We start from the raw sequence: 16,237 nt of genomic DNA, 5'->3' as shown, positions 1-16,237 counted from the left end.
AACAAAACAAGATGAAACGCTATAAACAATTAATTCTGATAGGTGGCGTAGTGATAGCTCTTTCGAGCGCACTGGTTTCCTGTGATAAAACGATTTCTGAACCGCAACGTGTGGGCTACACACCAGCTTCGGTAGACGAAAAAGCAGGTAGCTGGAAAACCTACGTATTGACTTCCCCCACCGACGTAACACTGGCCGCTCCAGCTGCTACGTCGTCAGCCGAATATCAGGCTGATTTGACCGACCTGAAGTCAAAATCGGCTTCACTCACGCAGGCGCAACAGGAAGCGGTTGTCTATTGGGGAGCAGGTGCTACGTATCGCTGGAACGAGATTGCCCGTGAGCTGGCGGCTCGTTACAACATTCCACCAGCTTCAACCGCAGATGGCAAATACCCGGTGCCTGATGCTGCTAATCCACTCGCCGATCCGAAGTTCCCATTTGCTAATCCACCTTATACAGCTCGGGCACTGGCCTATCTGAGTGTGGCTCAGTATGATGCATTAGTTGCAGCCTGGAATGCAAAGTATAAGTATAATCGACCTGCACCATCGAAAGTTGATGCAACGGTTCGGGTGGCTCTTCCGACTTCTACCATACCAACCTATCCTTCTGAAGATGCTGTCGTGGCTGCAGCTTCCTACGTTGTATTAAAGGCCATGTTCCCCGGTGAAGTGCCATTTCTGGATGCCAAACTGGCCGAACACCAGAACAGCCGTTTATGGGCGGGTATGAACGTGAAAAGTGATCTGGCTGCCGGTGTTGATCTGGGTAATCAGGTTGCAGCAAAAGTGATGGCGCGTGGTCGTGCGGATGGTATGAGTGCTGCTAATAATCAGGCACTGACGGCTGGTATGATTGCCGATGCGTTGAAACGCGGTTTGCGTGAAGCCTGGGTTAGTCAGGAATCGCCCGCTCGTCCGCCGATGCTGCCGAATTACGGCGCGGTAATGACCTGGAATTTTGATGCCGCTACCAAAGTCAAGATACGCCCTGCTGCCCCACCTGCACTGAACAGCGCAGAGTTTACAAAAGCACTGGACGAGCTGAAGGCAATCGAGAAGAACCAGACGCGCGAACAGGCACGTATTGCCAACTATTGGGCCGATGGTCCGGGAAGTTATACACCACCGGGTCACTGGAGCCGTATCGCGGCCAACGTAGCACACGAAGCGCGGTATAGCGAAATCCGGATGGCACGTACGCTGGCACTGATCAATACGTCAATGATGGATGCGGGTATCTGCTGCTGGGAAACAAAGTGCTATTATTATTATCCACGTCCGCAGCAATTTGGCGTGAAAACGTCGGTTGGTCTGCCTAATTTCCAATCGTTTACCTCTGGCCACTCCACTTTCTCGGCGGCTGGAGCTACCGTATTAGGAAGTATTTTTCCCGACAAGGCTAACGATTTCTGGGAGCAGGCTAAAGACGCTTCCAATTCCCGCATTTATGGATTAATCCATTATCGCTTCGATTGTGAAGTAGGGTTGGAGCACGGAAAAAATATTGGCAACTACGCAGTTGCACGTGGCAAGGCCGACGGTTCTGGATTATAAATAGAAAGAACAGAGTAATAGAAATATAGTTGCCGGAGTGGCATAATAGTTGAGAATAGTTCTAAACAAGTTGTTTTCAACAGGTTCCCGGTAGCTATAGTATTGCGTTTGAATTCATCTGGAAACTCCAGAAAAATTTATATGAGTGAATTGCCTCGTTGAGAACACTCGTTCTCAACGAGGCAGAAATAGATACTAACCTACCATATAAGAAATAGTATTTATCTCATAGAGGTTAGGGGTGCCTTCCCGCTCCGCCGAATACCGAGTTGCTTATGAAATATAGTTTTTATGTCTACAGAAAGATTGGATTTACCTGCTTACTGCTTGGACGGTTCGCTTCGATAACTAGCGCACAACAACAAATAGCTGATGATTCATTGAAAGCCCGCACCCTAGATCCGGTGACTGTAAAAGGTGCCCGTTCTACGATTGTGGAGGCATTGCCTGAGGTGCATGGTACGTATCTGATGGGCGGCAAACGTAGTGAAGTGATTCGCTTGTCAGAGATCGACGCCAACGTAGCCGAGAAAACACCCCGACTGATTTTTTCACGCATTCCCGGTGTATTTGTCTACGATATGGATGGGACTGGCAATCAGGTTAATATATCGACTCGGGGACTAGATCCGCACCGTTCCTGGGAAAACAACATCCGGCAGAATGGAGTCATCACCAATTCGGATATGTATGGCTATCCGGCCAGTCACTACTCGCCACCGATGGAAAGCATCGACCGGGTCGAACTGGTGCGGGGTACCGCTTCGCTGCAATACGGGGCGCAGTTTGGCGGTATGCTCAACTACGTAACGAAAGGCGCTGATACTACCCGTAAATTTGGCTTTGAAAGCGTTAATTCGGTGGGTTCATTCGGCTTGCTTAGTACGTATAACGCTATTGGCGGACGGGTCGGTAAATTAACGTACTACGCCTATTATTATCGCCGTCATGCCGATGGATATCGGGAGAATAGTCGTTCGGAGGCCGAAGCACAGTTTGGCCGTCTGCATTTTCAGGCAACAAAACGGTTCGGTATCACGGCAGAACTCGGACGCTCTACGTATCTATATCAGGTACCGGGCCAGTTGAACGATGCCATGTTTGCCCAGAATCCGCGTCAGTCGACCCGGAGCCGTAACTATTTCAACCCCGATATTTACATTCCCTCCATCAAGTTCGACTGGCAGGTAACAGACCAGACCCGGTTACTCTGGACCAATTCGGCCGTATTGGGTAATCGGAACAGCGTGCTATTCGACCGGCTGGTAACTGTACTGGATACCATCAGCCGCGTAACGCGTGAATACGCACCCCGGCAGGTCGACATCGATAATTTCAACAGCTACAACTCTGAATTGCGGATACTACATCGGTATCGGATTGGCTCGGTTCAGGCTACAGGAGCGGCTGGCGTACAGGTGATTAGCACCGATTTGCACCGTCGGCAGTTAGGAGGTGGCACAACCGCTACCAACTTCGATTTGTCGCTGGTTACTCCGTTTCGTCGCGATATGCACTTCCGTAGCAACAACGTCGCGATATTTGCCGAAAGCCAGTTTTCGCTGACCAGTAAACTCACCATATCGCCGGGTATTCGGATCGAGAACGGAAAAACGGAATTCCGGGGCGCAATTGATTACTACGACGCCATCAATCTGCCGACTGATATTAACCACAAATTTGCTTTGCTGGGCATCAACGCACAATACAAAGTCAACGACTTTGTGAAGTTTTATGGCGGCTGGTCACAGTCATATCGTCCGGTAATTTTCAAGGATATTATTCCGACCACGGTTTACGAACGTATCGACAAAAATCTGAAAGATGCGTCGGGATATAATGCTGAATTTGGCGTCGATGCGCATTGGCAGAACCTGCATATTAACGTAACGGCTTTTGATCTGTTGTATCGTAATCGTCTGGGAACGTTGCTGTTGAGCAATACAGATGGTTCAACGTATATTTTCCGCACAAACATTGGCGACAGCCGCAGCACAGGGGTTGAAGCCTTGATTGAGACGCAGTTACTACGTACTGAGAAACTACTCATCAGCGGCTTTACTTCGACGGCTTACAACAACGCCCGGTACATTAACGGACGAGTTTCGGCAGGAACCGAAAACCGAACCGTTACGGGTAATCAGGTAGAGTCGGCTCCCCGCTGGACATCACGTAACGGTCTGACGGCGCGTTATGGACAGGCTAGCCTGACCTTGCAATACAGCTACGTCAGCGAAACCTTCTCCGACGCGCTGAATACACCTACGCCTTCGGCCAACGGAGCGGTTGGCCCGGTGCCTTCTTATAGCCTCTGGGATTTGAATGGAAGCTGGCGGGTTCGTAAAGGACTACATATACGCGGAAGCATCAGCAACCTGTTCAACAAACAATATTTTACCAAACGGCCCACATTCTATCCGGGCCCCGGTATCTGGCCATCAGACGGACGTAGCGCTGTGCTGACGGTAGGTTTTACGATATAAAAGAAAGCAGAATTAACGAGATTTAGTGCTCATTTTCAGATAGTCTGCTTAATTTTAAACGATTTATTCAATCATAGGTTAGTTGCAGTACCCGGTTGCTTTGCGGCCGGGTACTCTTGTTTTTATAGATATGAGTTTGAGCTATTCAATTATCTGAAAACCATAAAACACATTCACCTCTCCATGAAAACATGGCGGAAATGAATGTGTTTTTATGCTGGTTTGCTGATTATTACAGGAGGAGAGAACTCCGTCTTTATGGCGTCTAAACGGTTTACTGACGTAGTGCCGAAAGAAACCCTTCCCGAACAAATCCGAGGTCAGAGCTAATGGCTAGGCAAGAGTAGCCGCTTTGTTTTAGTTCGGGTAAATCGGCTGGATTACGTACCAAAATTCCGGCCTGTTTTTGATGTGTTTTGGCCGCAACACTTACCTTTTTTATGGCTTCCTGATAAGAAATAGTTGGCTGGATAGTTTGTGTTGATAAATCTAGTTTTAGGTCAGCTGGACCTACGAAAAGCATATCGACACTATTGATAGCGGCAATAGATTCGGCATTCACAACGCCTTGATAATCCTCAATCTGAGCTATAAAAAGAGGGGTTGTTTCTTGATTTTTCTGCGTCGAAAGTCCGTAAGAAAAGGCACGTACTGAACTTGAATAACCTCGGCTGCCGAGTGGAGGGTAAGTCATGGCCTGTATACATTGCTGTGCCTGCTCAACAGTAGAAACGTGTGGCAGCATAATTCCCGAGGCACCCCAATCCAGTACGCGGGCAATAAGAGCACTGTCGAACCTTCCTATACGTACGATAAGTTTGATATTGTCGCGTTTGGCAGCCTGTAAATTAGCCAGCAGGCTCGTTTCTGTGAAATTGCCATGTTCCAAATCGAACAGGAGCCAGTCGAAACCACATTCGGATGCTAATTCCGCAATAATTGGCGAGCCAATCGAAAGCCAGGTGCCGGTGCCAAGTTGCCTTGTGGCTGAATTGGTGCTCATAAATCGCTGATTTGCTTTTTGTTTTGTAAGCCCAGACAGGCGGTTTTGATACGTTGGTATGTAAAGGTTTTCAACGTAGCACCGGTAGCGCCAGAGTCGATCAGGAAGAAGTCCGATTGTCGATCAAAGTAGTTTGCACCGACACGTATCACGGCTTTAACAATCATATTTCGAAGCAGATGCAGCCAAAACCGAATCTGAAAATGCTCGGGTAAGTCTCGAACTTTTTTATAACCCTCAATGGCGCTGGAAACGACTGCACCAGAATGAAAACAGGCAAGCAACGAGAGGTCGTCGGTGGCATCGCCGGAGATGGTGTCGTCCCAGTCGATAAAAGCTTTGACTTCTTCAGATTCTCCCAGTATGTTCCAAAGCGCCAGATCTTTATGAACCAGACAACCTTCGGCCTCATCCAGATAGGGAAGATATGTAGCAACTAGCTGTTGAATATCATCTGATTCGGAGGGAGTCAGGAAGTTTTTCAGGACCAGAAAATCTAAATGCCGATTCCAATTCAATAGAAAATAATCCCGATACGTAGCGTGTAAACCCATCAACTGATCTGTGCTACGTAGCGCAGTTGGATCGAACGGGCCAAATCTCTCGAACCGAATTTGTTGCCATTGGGCCACGTATTGACCAATTTTCTCGGAAACTGCCGGGAAGTTTAATGTCTCGCTCTTGTTAAGTTTATTCAGATCAGGGTAGGGGAGATATTCGAGTATTTGATATGCAAACGGAACCGTCGAACGGGTGGCGTCGGCCGCAAAAACGTGGGGAGCCGGAACGCCCAGATTTTTGATTTCGGTTAGTACCCGCGCTTCGATTTCCATAAAATCATCACCTTCGGGCCCATCTTCCAGACGGATAAATCGCTGAATATCTTTGTGTTCGACTACGAACGTTACGTGGTTGCCCTGCCCGTTTCCTGAACGTAGCACGAAGTCGGTACTGCCGAAATGGTTGATGAGAATAGGACGTAGCAGTGTTTCCAGTGCTGATTCTCCTAAGGCATTGTCGCGGTCAGTAAGGGCAAAAAATGCCGATGGACGATCACATTTCCAGTAATAAATACTTTGTCGATTGATCATGATAGCTGGTTTGGCGTTTTTTTGTGCCACCACGATGCGAGCAGCGATCCTGTTACATTCATTAGTGGGCCGAAGATGGCCGGTGCTAAGCCTACAGTAGCAATCTTGCCCATCTCTTTTGCAATTCCCGAAGCTAGTCCGCCATTTTGCATACCCACTTCAATGGCAATGGTTCGGCAGTCGCGTTCACTCATGCGAAAAAGACGCGCTGACCAGTAGCCGAGCAGATAGCCCGTGAGGTTGTGGATTAATACCAGAACAAGCAAGATTGGCCCAATCGAGAGCAATCGGTCGCGTCCGGCGGCTGTGATGATGACAATTGTTCCGGCAATACCAAACATCGATACGTAGGGCATGGCCGAGTCGAGCCAACCGATTTTCCCGCTGAACAATTTGTTGAATAAAAGTCCGGCGGCAATCGGCAGGATGACCATTTTGCCAATATCCCACATCATATGCAAAGCATTTATCTCAATAAAAGCCCCGGCCAGCGCCTGCATCAATAGGGGCGTAATGAATGGAGCCAGCATGGTTGAAATAGCCGTAATGGTAATCGACAACGCCAGATTCGCCTTGGCCAGATACGATATTACGTTCGATGCCATACCATTAGGCGAACAGCCAATCAGGATAATGCCAGCCGCAATTTCTGGCTCCAGTCCGCTCAGGTTAGCGAGTGTAAAACCCAGCAACGGCATGATAATGAAGTGGCTCACTACGCCAATCAACACGCCTTTGGGCATCCGAACCACGCCGACAAAATCATCGACACTCATCGACGTTCCCATGCCGAACATGATCAGTTGAATCAGTGGAGTGATGAGTGCCGCCAACGCAAATCCGTTCCAGGTCTGGAAATACTGTGGATAGAAAAGGGCCGCCGTTACAGCCGCAAACACCATAATCGTGTACGTAAACCCTTTTAAAGGCTCGTGTTGACGAAACGTGAACGCCAGCGCGAGAAAAAAAGCAATGATGGCAAGACCCGCCAGCGACCAATATCCGACCATAGTGAGGCCTACCGACAGCATAAAGAGTAGTGAGGAGAGAACGATAAAAATTTGGCGTAACTGCATAAAGATCAGGTTGCAAGGTCCCATTCGTTACGGGGCTTTACTGATTACACGATATGGCTCTGATGCCGGTGAAATGTACTTTCCAGCCTTCACATCTGCTTCTGTAAATGACGTAAGTAATATTTCTTTTTCTCCTGTACGGGAGCGGTCATACGAAAGATAGATGACACCCTTATTGTCCTGAATAGCATCAGGATAAGACAGCGCAGTTCGTTCATCAATGACAAGCGTATAGGGCCACGTATGCCCGTCGTCTTCCGACAATTTAGCGACAATATTTTTGCGTGTCTTTCGCTCTTTATCCTCATTAAATACAAGCAACAGGTTGCCTGAGGTAAGCCTGCGAATGAACAAGCGGGAGTCAGGGGACGTAAATTCAGGCTTATCTTTCAATTCTGTCCAGTTCTTGCCCTTGTCATCAGAAAAGCTTTCTTTCATTCTACGTTGTAACATCCAAAGCCTTCCCGTATTAAGCTCTACAACCATGTGCTCAAAAAAGTAGGACGATTCATTTAAAGGGCCACCTTGTAAGGTCCAGGTTTCACCTCTATCTCGTGATACGTATACCGTACTCTGGTTGTTTATCCAGTTGTATGAGGGTAATAGCCATTCTCCGCTAGCTAAAACAGTTACCTTATTTCGTGTAAGCCCATCGGCTAAACGTCGCGGTTTGGTCCAGGTAGGGATAGCCGATTCAGGATTATCCAGACGAATGGCCCAGGTTCCCCAAATGCCATCAAAACCATGATTGCCCGTATTTTGGACCCAAAATATCCAAAGACGACCTTGCGGATCTTTCCAGATTTGCGTGTCCATCACTCTGACAGTAGTGTCTGGATGGGCTATAATCAGCGCTGGGTCTATCCATGTCTTACCATCGTCGTCGCTAAGGGCGACAACTGCATAATTACCTTTGTCGGGCTCCGTTTTTCCTCCTGAAAACCAGCCTGTCCACAACCGATTTCCTGTCTTTTCAATGGTCGGACAACCCTGCCATTTTCGGGTTTTCAGAGAATATTCCGTTTGAGGTTTCCAGATAACGTTAGCCGCTTGAGCTATAGATGGGAGAGGTTCGGCAGAGAAGAAAGGTATGGCCCAGCCATCAAAGCAAAGCTGTTCAAATTTTCCAGAGATTTTTCCTTTTAAAATGGTGATACGTTCGCTCTGTCCATCGAACAATTTAAAGGTTGGATGGCTTACTTTGGCGAATCCTTTGCTCGTTAGTAACTCCTCCTGTGAATTGGGTTGCCCTTTTTCCGGGGTGACAAAATAAAACGTACCACTTGTCACAGGTTTGACACAACTTGATCCTTGGTGAGAAGTTGTTATAAAGGAGGTCCCTTTCAGTAGCTGTGGCAATGTTTTGAGGGTATAAGCTTGATCTGAGAATAACCTGGCTTTACCTTCAGCTCTAGTAATGATACCATTATTCACGGGCCATACGTGAGCCAGTTGGCCTTCGGAGGCCGATTGCTGCGCCGTTGCTATGCTAGCACAACAGTACGCAAGTAGCATCTGAAGGCCAATCAATAAATACGTATGTTTCATCATACAAATGGATGGTTTACCAATAAATGTCTAGCTAGTAGCCAGGATTTTGTGACAGTTTTACCGTGAAATTTGCATCAATAGCCGTTTGGGGAATGGGCCAGAATTGATGGTAATCCTGAATGGTTGTTCTGGTATCCTGGCGCATATTGTATTTCCTGACACGTTCCACCAGTTTTCCCATCCTGACCAGTGTTCGATGACGGGGCTCTTCAGTGGTGAGCTCTCGGGCGCGTTCGTCGAGAAGGTAATCAATGGTGACATCTGCCGGAGCTACAGGTTTAGCTTTTGCCCGTTCCCTGACGATATTGATACTCTCTGCTGCCTGTACTTTGTCGCCCTTACGTAAATACGCTTCTGCTCTCAAAAGATACGTTTCTGATAACCGATACACGATAAAGTCGTTGGTCGTATAGCCCATATTTACCGCCGAGGTGGCTCCTTTCCAGCTAATATTGCCTTCTACCTTTCTTATTCTTGGAAACAACATCCGGAACGTATCAATTTTAGCTTTGTGTTGTTCTTCGATTACTTTGCCAAACCAGGGAGATGCTGGGTTATTGTAGTAATGAGTTCTTCTGATATTGTGCTCAGAATTTCGGATGTCATTACGCCAATTATCCTTCCAGATATCGTAGAAGAAATAATTTGTCGGTCTGATGCCTGCTACCCCTCGTCCCAGACTGTCGACAAGCACCTGATTGAAACCAGCGGGGTCTTTAACATTGATATAAAATGGACCCCAATACCGCAACGATGGATTACCCGCTTGATTAGCCCCGCCCTGCCCGCCAAGGGTCTGGTTTTCAAACTGCCAGACATAAATAGTCTCGCTATTTCCTGCACTTCGGTTTTGATTGCCTGGGCGGAATATATCCGAATAATAATCTCCTGGCTTATCCTTCTCCGACCCGAATCTATCTCTGATAAGTTTATACAAACCCGAATTGATCACGGCTGATGTACTTGCAATTGCCTTGTCATATTCTCCCAGGCTTATATACACTTCCGCTAGCAAATGATCGGCGGCTGCTTTCACAATTCGCCCTTCTCTTGCTTTGTCAACAGTTGCTGGTAGCCATTTGGAGGCAAATTCCAGATCAAGCCTTGCCGATTGGTATACGTCGCTGCGTGGCGAAACCTTAAAATCGGTTTTGGGGCCTGAATAAATTGTGTCTGCAATAGGAACTGCTCCGTATAGGTTAGCCAGAAAGTTATGAGTATAGGCTCGAAAGAAGCGAGCTTCGGCTATTATCGCATTTTTTTCGGCTTCGCTTGCCCATATGGATTTGAGCTCTGGTTTGTTGGCATAGGCGATAATCGTGTTCGCTTTCATCAGCATGTCGATGTAGGCCCAATTCCAATAGTCCGACACTACGGCTCTGGCTGGGGTGAGGTAAGTTGTCCAGTTACCATAGTTGATGAGGGCTAATTCTCCATTACAGGCAACATCGGTACCCTGCTGTAAATTGATATATCCGGAGAAATAATCCCATTTGTTGAGTTCTGATCGGGCCGCGTCGTGTAAGGCAACAATGTAATTTTCGAAACCAGACTTCGACGTCAATACGTTATCGGAACTCAAAAAATCTAAAGGTTTTTCCTCCAGAAACTTGTCTTTGCAGGAGAACGAGAGTATAAAAACGGCGAGTCCAACCAATAATGTACGGATAGAAGCGAATCTCTCGCGTCTGTTTCTTGTCAGTGTATTCATTTTATAGTGAATTTTTAAAAGCCGAAATTGAGTCCAACCGTAACCATTCGTGACAGCGGTATGCCACTCTGATCACTACCACTCTCAGGATCTGCTCCTGGCCATTTAGTAAACGTCAACAAGTTCTTGCCACTGACTATCATCCGGCAATCGGCAAGCTTTATTCTTGCCGCTATCTGCTTGGGTAGACTATAGGCTAACGATACGTCCTGAAGGCGGACAAAATCACGACTGACGTAATAGCTGTGGCCTAACGGGTTACTATAAATGAGAGAAGGCATTACGTTCGACTTATTCTCTGGTGTCCACCAGCCATAGTCGATTCGGTTAAAATTCCGATCATTTTGAAGTGAATTTCCGGCAAGGTCTATACTCTCGATCCAGCCCTGCATAGCGTTTACGAAAAAGGAGAACGAGAAGTTACCATATTGAAATGTATTGGCGATGCCCCAGCGAAACGCCGGTTGACCAGTTTGACCAATAATGGCCCGATCATCTGAAGGCGTGATTTTTCCATCGCCATTCAAATCCTTCATTCTGGCATCACCTGCTTTATAGCCGGACGGTAAATTGTCGCCAACCTGATAAACGCCGTCAAATAGATAGTCGTAGGCTACACTCATTGGTTGCCCTATAAACCATTTGTTGCCAATGTCATCATCTTCGCGTCCGTCTCCATTTGTATCGGATCCATAGAGCTTGACAATTTTATTCTTGTTTGTAGAAAAGGTCAGGTTAGTGCTCCATTCAAACTTACCCTTCTTAAGGTTTACCGTATTTACTGTCAGCTCGAATCCCCGGTTACTGGTGCCGCCCAAATTTGTCCAAACCGAAGTATAGCCAGTCATTGTTGGTAAAGACCTCTGCACAAGCAGATCGTTGGTATTCATAGCATACAATTCGGCCGTTCCGTTTATTCGGCCTTTCAGCAGTTCGAAATCCAGGGCTGCGTTAGCTGTATAGGTGGTTTCCCACTTAAGATTAGTGTTCGCCATTCGATTTGGGAAAATACCTAGGGAGGGAGAACCGCCGTCACCAAATACGTACCGGGTTACACCAGAAGCGCTGAGCGACTGATAAGGATTAATCGCCTGATTCCCGACAGCGCCGTACGAAACACGAAACTTGAGCATGTCGATGACGCTGGACTTCTTAAAAAATGGCTCATTTGAAACAATCCAGGATAAAGCTGCAGAAGGGAATAAGGCATATTTGTTATTTGCCGCAAAAACAGAACTGCCATCACGACGCATCGTGAATGTCGCAAGATATTTTTGCTTTAGCCGATAGTTTAGCCGGAGCATCGACGAAACACCGTCAGTCTGGTTAGCGGTCGATGTCGTAGTGTATAGGCCGCCGAGGGCGAAATTATTCCAGCCCAGTATTTCCGAGGCAAACTGACTAGCATTGGCAGTTGTGGTTTCCTGCCCCGTATGGTTACGGCCATAAAGCAGCGTTATGTCAAACTGATTATCGTTGTTGATCTGGCCTTTGTAGGTAAGAATATTTTCCAGTACCCAGTCATAATCCTGACGATTGAACTTGCTGGCATTCGTAGTATTCAGGGCAATATGCTTATCCTGCCTAAAAAAATTGTAATTATGATCCCATCGGTAATTCGGCGAAAAATTGACACGATAGGTCAACCCCTGAAGGAAAGGCGCATCTACTATAGCGTAGAAATTGGTGAATAGATTGTTGACGATCGTTTCATTGCTATTCATCAAGGCCGAATAAAGTGGATTGCCCTGACTAACCTGATCTTCTGGCAACATATACTGACGGGGCTCACCGTCGTCATAATAAAGAGTGGAAAAGGGGTGTATATTACTTGATTGAGCCGGAAGACTACCCGACTGGTCTCTTGTGATAAAGGTAGACGTAACACCAACCGTCAGCCATTTAGCCACTTCATTTTCGATGTTGGTGCGCAAGGTCAACCGTTTCATCTGATCATTCAGATAAATACCCTGTTCATTTACCCAGGCCGCCGATACGTAGTAATTCGTTCGGCTAGATCTGCCAGAAAGAGATAGATCATACGAACTGATTTTCCCCTGCTGGGAAACCATATCCCAGTGATCATTAACCCGACCAGCGTTCATATTCGCTATCTCAGAAGCGTACAGGAAGTCGCTTAATTTATCAGCCGCGAGCCCTGCCTGTCTATTGTAGTCACGCATACGTTCGATGTAGCGTTCGGGCGTCAATAGTTTTACCTTCAGAGCACGCTCGGCTAATCCCGAAAAACCATTGAAACGTATCGTAGGCTTCTCTGTTGTCCCTTTTTTCGACGTAATGAGAATGACGCCATTAGCCGCACGTGAACCGTAAATGGCTGCTGCACTGGCATCTTTCAACACCTCCATCGACTCAATATCATTAGGATTGATATTCTGAAGGCCCGCATTAAAAATGATACCATCCAGTACAATCAACGGATTATTGCCGCCACTCAGCGAACGCGGACCACGTACCAGAATCGAACCATTCTGCCCCGGTCGACCATTGTCGGTAAACTGCACACCCGCCACTCGACCACGTAATGATTGAGTAATGTTGGTATTGGGTAGATTCTCGGTCTGTTTCATGTCGATTTTCGTGACCGAGCCCGTTACGTTCCGGCGCGATTGGGTTCCGTAACCAACCACCACCATTTCGTCCAGCGTTTTCTGATCGACCTGTAGCGCAATATCTAACGTAGCGTTTCGGCCCACATCGACGGTTTTGGAGAGATAGCCGACGAAACTGACAACCAACTGAGCATTTTGCTCGGGAACGGTGAGTTCATACTGTCCATCGCCGTTGGTGACCGTGCCCCGTTGCGTGCCTTTGATGAGGACGTTGACACCTGGTAAAGGTGTATTGTTTTCGGCATCCCGAACTGTTCCGCGAATGATGCGGTCGGGGGGGGGAGTGCTGGCGATTGTGATAAAAAAAGAGGTAAATAAGAGCAGCAGAAATACTCCTAATCGGCCAGTATATTGACCCAATGTTCTTGATTGTAAAGGGCTTAGCATATATTTTCGGCTTTTAAAGAATGAACCGTAATCATGCTACAAAGCTCCGGCAAACAGGGGTAAACGGCGTTCAAACAATTATCTAGTATGTCCTTAAAATTATCATATCACTTTTAGGTGAAATAGTATGAAACTATTGGTAAGGCTTTGTAGGAAGTCGATTTAGGGCTATTTGAAAGAAAAGTTGCCGGAATGCGCTGGTTGCGGGTAAAATTGGCCTAATTATGCGCTTTTCAGATACGTTATAATTATTGTAAAATTGCTGTGCCTACTACTTTAATCACCCCTGAAAAGATGAAGCCTCAATTTTATCTGGTACCCCGAGATGTGTTAAGCTCACATGTAGTGCGCCATCACACGCTGCCCAATTTTGGCACTGTCTGGCACTACCATCCTGAACTGGAACTTCATTTTATTGTACGTGGTGAAGGCGTTCGCTTCGTGGGCGACAATGTTAGCAATTTCAACGCGGGCGAGTTATTGCTGCTGGGCGAAAATCTGCCGCATATGTGGCGATGCAACGAGCAATATTTCCGGCAGGACCCTACGATTACCGCAGAGGCCGTAGTTGTTCAGTTTTTGCCTGATTTTATGGGGCAGGATTTTCTGCAAAAGCCAGAAGCTGATGCCATTCTGAGTTTATACGACAGAGCCAAGGCGGGTTTGGTTATCACCGGAAAGACAAGAAAAGAGCTGGTTCCGCTCATGCTCGAATCAGCAAAAACGTCGGGTCTTCGTCGATTAGTTCTTATTCTTTCCATGGTCGAAATTCTGGCGACTAGCGAAGAAATGCATCCAATTTCGACCAAAGACGGATTGTATCAGCCCAACAAAGAAGAAACGGACCGGCTGAATAAGGTCTATAACTATGCACTGATAAATTACAAGCGAGAGCTGACGCTGGAAGAAATGGCGTCGGTCGCGAATCTGAGCGTTACGTCGTTTTGTCGGTATTTTAAGATGGCGACGAAGAAGACATTCCACGATTTTCTAATCGAAATTCGAATCAGTCACGCCCAGCGGTTGCTCGTTGAAGAAAGTGACATAACCACCGAAGCGGTCTGTTTTGAATGCGGGTTCAATAATCGATCAAATTTCTTCAGTCATTTTAAACGAATAACCGGCCTGACTCCGCTCGAATATAAGCGCAAATGCCACTATGTGCAGTTTCCGTCGTTTTATCAGTAGTGATACGTACTAACTACGTCAGCGGCTGCCAGAGTGATTTATATTCGTTTATCTACAATGACATTAGATAGCCACCACATCTTGATAATGATTTGGCAGCCAGAGCGTATTAAAAATGGAACGTACTGAATTATAAACGAACTTTAGGATAAGTTCTTTTTGACAGGATTAACATGATTGTCAGGATTTATTAAGTTAGCTACTGGCAAAAATCACGAAAATCGTGTTAATCCCGTCAAAAAGAACGCTTAGCGAACCCGCAATTCGCAAAACCGAAGCACCGATTTTTTACGATAATTCGACTGAAGCCATACGAGTTAGCACTGTTATCGGTATTGACCACGTTGGCCTTTCTGAATATTGACCTTACTGTTGCCATTTTATGGCAAATGCACAAACTGGAATCGATCAACGAAATTCCTAAAACACTTGCTCACTCATTCTGACCTGCTAAAATGTAGCCTTACGCTATTTCGCACCCGTATCTGCTCAATGAAGTAGATTCTAAAACTTCCAGACCTTATGCAGGAAATCATTGATATAGGTCAATGTTGGTGTAAACCACGGATTGAAGAACATGAACGTGTGAGGTGCATCATTAAACGTATGCACTTCGGAATACGTACCAAACGGTTTTAGCTTAGCCATTAAATCATCGCGCCCAGCGTGCATACGACCAACTGAACTGTTGATGAACAGAATCGGCGGAGTATGTTTGTCGATGTGATTGAGCGCCGACGCTTCCTGCCATAATTCGGGCTTTTCGGCTTTGGTGTATCCGAACCAATACGTACCCGCCGAAATGGATTTCGAATCGTTGCCTTCCGCCGATTCGGGATGAATAAACGCCAGTACACCGTCAATGTCGACAATAGCCTGCACCTCGCTCGAATACTTTGCGTTTCCGCCCTGACCTTCAAACTGCGGATTTTTGTTCGTACTGCCGATCAAAGCGGCCAACTGACCACCCGCCGAAAACCCAAGCACAGCAATCCGTTTCGGATCGATTCCATACGTATCGGCATTGGCCCGCATCCATCGAATAGCCGCTTTCAGATCGTGTACAGCCGCTGGATATAACGCTTCCGTCGATAGGCGATACTCAACTGGAACTGCTACAAATCCTTGGGCGGCCAACTGACCAGCCAACGTATTGTTATGCGAACGATCTCCAGAACGCCAGCCTCCACCGTGAATCATCAGAATGGCTGGTGACCGTTTGCCTGACGTAGTGGCCGGTGAATACACGTCGAGCGAAAGCTTTCGATTGGCGGTTGGCGTGCTATAGGCAATATGTCGAGCGACCCGAACACCAGCCGGTAAAGTCGAATCGGCTATTGTGATTTCAGGGTGGTATTTTTTCTCCTGTTCATACGACCGACGTACCGTAAATGACGTATCACGCCCACCCGTTGGGCCCAGTTGAGCGAAAACAGTGGACGCCAGCAGGCACATTACGCTTGTTAAGCGTAGCGTTCGCTGTCCGTAAATTTTTATAAAATAAATGGTCATAATCAGTAGTTTATAAAGTAATCGCAAAGATCACAGGGAGGGG

Annotated in this window: 10 protein-coding genes; 3 read left to right on the top strand and 7 right to left on the bottom strand. The window is 46.9% G+C overall.

Going from position 1 to position 16,237, the window contains the following annotated elements; translation table 11 throughout:
* The first annotated feature begins 11 nt into the window (after positions 1 to 11).
* Together ACYVD4_RS01625 and ACYVD4_RS01620 are read left to right on the top strand one after the other, a co-directional pair.
* Positions 12 to 1,559 (top strand): vanadium-dependent haloperoxidase, encoded by a 1,548-nt coding sequence (locus ACYVD4_RS01625; RefSeq protein WP_460941869.1) that lies wholly within the window; start codon positions 12 to 14, stop codon positions 1,557 to 1,559.
* 275 nt (positions 1,560 to 1,834) lie between these two features.
* Entirely contained in the window at positions 1,835 to 4,042 is a 2,208-nt protein-coding gene (locus ACYVD4_RS01620; RefSeq protein ID WP_460941868.1) for a TonB-dependent receptor family protein, read from the top strand.
* Positions 4,043 to 4,316: 274 nt separating this feature from the next.
* On the opposite strand, the gene ACYVD4_RS01615 is transcribed toward ACYVD4_RS01620, so the two are convergent.
* The 6 genes from ACYVD4_RS01615 to ACYVD4_RS01590 all read right to left on the bottom strand — a co-directional run bounded on the left by ACYVD4_RS01615 (position 4,317) and on the right by ACYVD4_RS01590 (position 13,494).
* Positions 4,317 to 5,045, bottom strand: a complete 729-nt coding sequence (locus ACYVD4_RS01615; protein ID WP_460941867.1) for an HpcH/HpaI aldolase family protein — start codon at positions 5,043 to 5,045, stop codon at positions 4,317 to 4,319.
* On the bottom strand, positions 5,042 to 6,136 hold the full coding sequence (locus ACYVD4_RS01610) for a phosphotransferase family protein (RefSeq protein WP_460941866.1): 1,095 nt from the start codon (positions 6,134 to 6,136) through the stop codon (positions 5,042 to 5,044). The genes ACYVD4_RS01615 and ACYVD4_RS01610 overlap by 4 nt, the downstream gene beginning before the upstream one ends.
* On the bottom strand, positions 6,133 to 7,146 hold the full coding sequence (locus ACYVD4_RS01605; RefSeq protein WP_460942970.1) for a bile acid:sodium symporter family protein: 1,014 nt from the start codon (positions 7,144 to 7,146) through the stop codon (positions 6,133 to 6,135). The genes ACYVD4_RS01610 and ACYVD4_RS01605 overlap by 4 nt, the downstream gene beginning before the upstream one ends.
* Positions 7,147 to 7,239: 93 nt before the next feature.
* On the bottom strand, positions 7,240 to 8,763 hold the full coding sequence (locus tag ACYVD4_RS01600) for a sialidase family protein (RefSeq protein ID WP_460941865.1): 1,524 nt from the start codon (positions 8,761 to 8,763) through the stop codon (positions 7,240 to 7,242).
* A gap of 31 nt (positions 8,764 to 8,794) precedes the next feature.
* Positions 8,795 to 10,474, bottom strand: coding sequence for a RagB/SusD family nutrient uptake outer membrane protein (locus ACYVD4_RS01595; protein ID WP_460941864.1), 1,680 nt, complete (start codon positions 10,472 to 10,474; stop codon positions 8,795 to 8,797).
* A 14-nt stretch (positions 10,475 to 10,488) separates the two neighbouring features.
* A complete protein-coding gene (locus ACYVD4_RS01590; RefSeq protein WP_460941863.1) occupies positions 10,489 to 13,494 on the bottom strand; it encodes a SusC/RagA family TonB-linked outer membrane protein in 3,006 nt (1,001 codons plus the stop codon).
* A gap of 294 nt (positions 13,495 to 13,788) precedes the next feature.
* Here ACYVD4_RS01590 and ACYVD4_RS01585 point away from each other — a divergent pair, with 294 nt between their 5' ends.
* On the top strand, positions 13,789 to 14,682 hold the full coding sequence (locus ACYVD4_RS01585; RefSeq protein WP_460941862.1) for an AraC family transcriptional regulator: 894 nt from the start codon (positions 13,789 to 13,791) through the stop codon (positions 14,680 to 14,682).
* Between the two features lie 504 nt (positions 14,683 to 15,186).
* Here the strand turns inward: ACYVD4_RS01585 and ACYVD4_RS01580 are convergent.
* Positions 15,187 to 16,194: an alpha/beta hydrolase fold domain-containing protein gene (locus ACYVD4_RS01580; RefSeq protein ID WP_460941861.1), complete on the bottom strand. Its 1,008-nt coding sequence runs from the start codon at positions 16,192 to 16,194 to the stop codon at positions 15,187 to 15,189.
* Positions 16,195 to 16,237: the final 43 nt, after the last annotated feature.

Source organism: Spirosoma daeguense, from assembly GCF_054776875.1.
The sequence above is the reverse complement of the archived record's forward strand: the minus strand, read 5'-3'. Positions and strand labels throughout refer to the sequence as shown.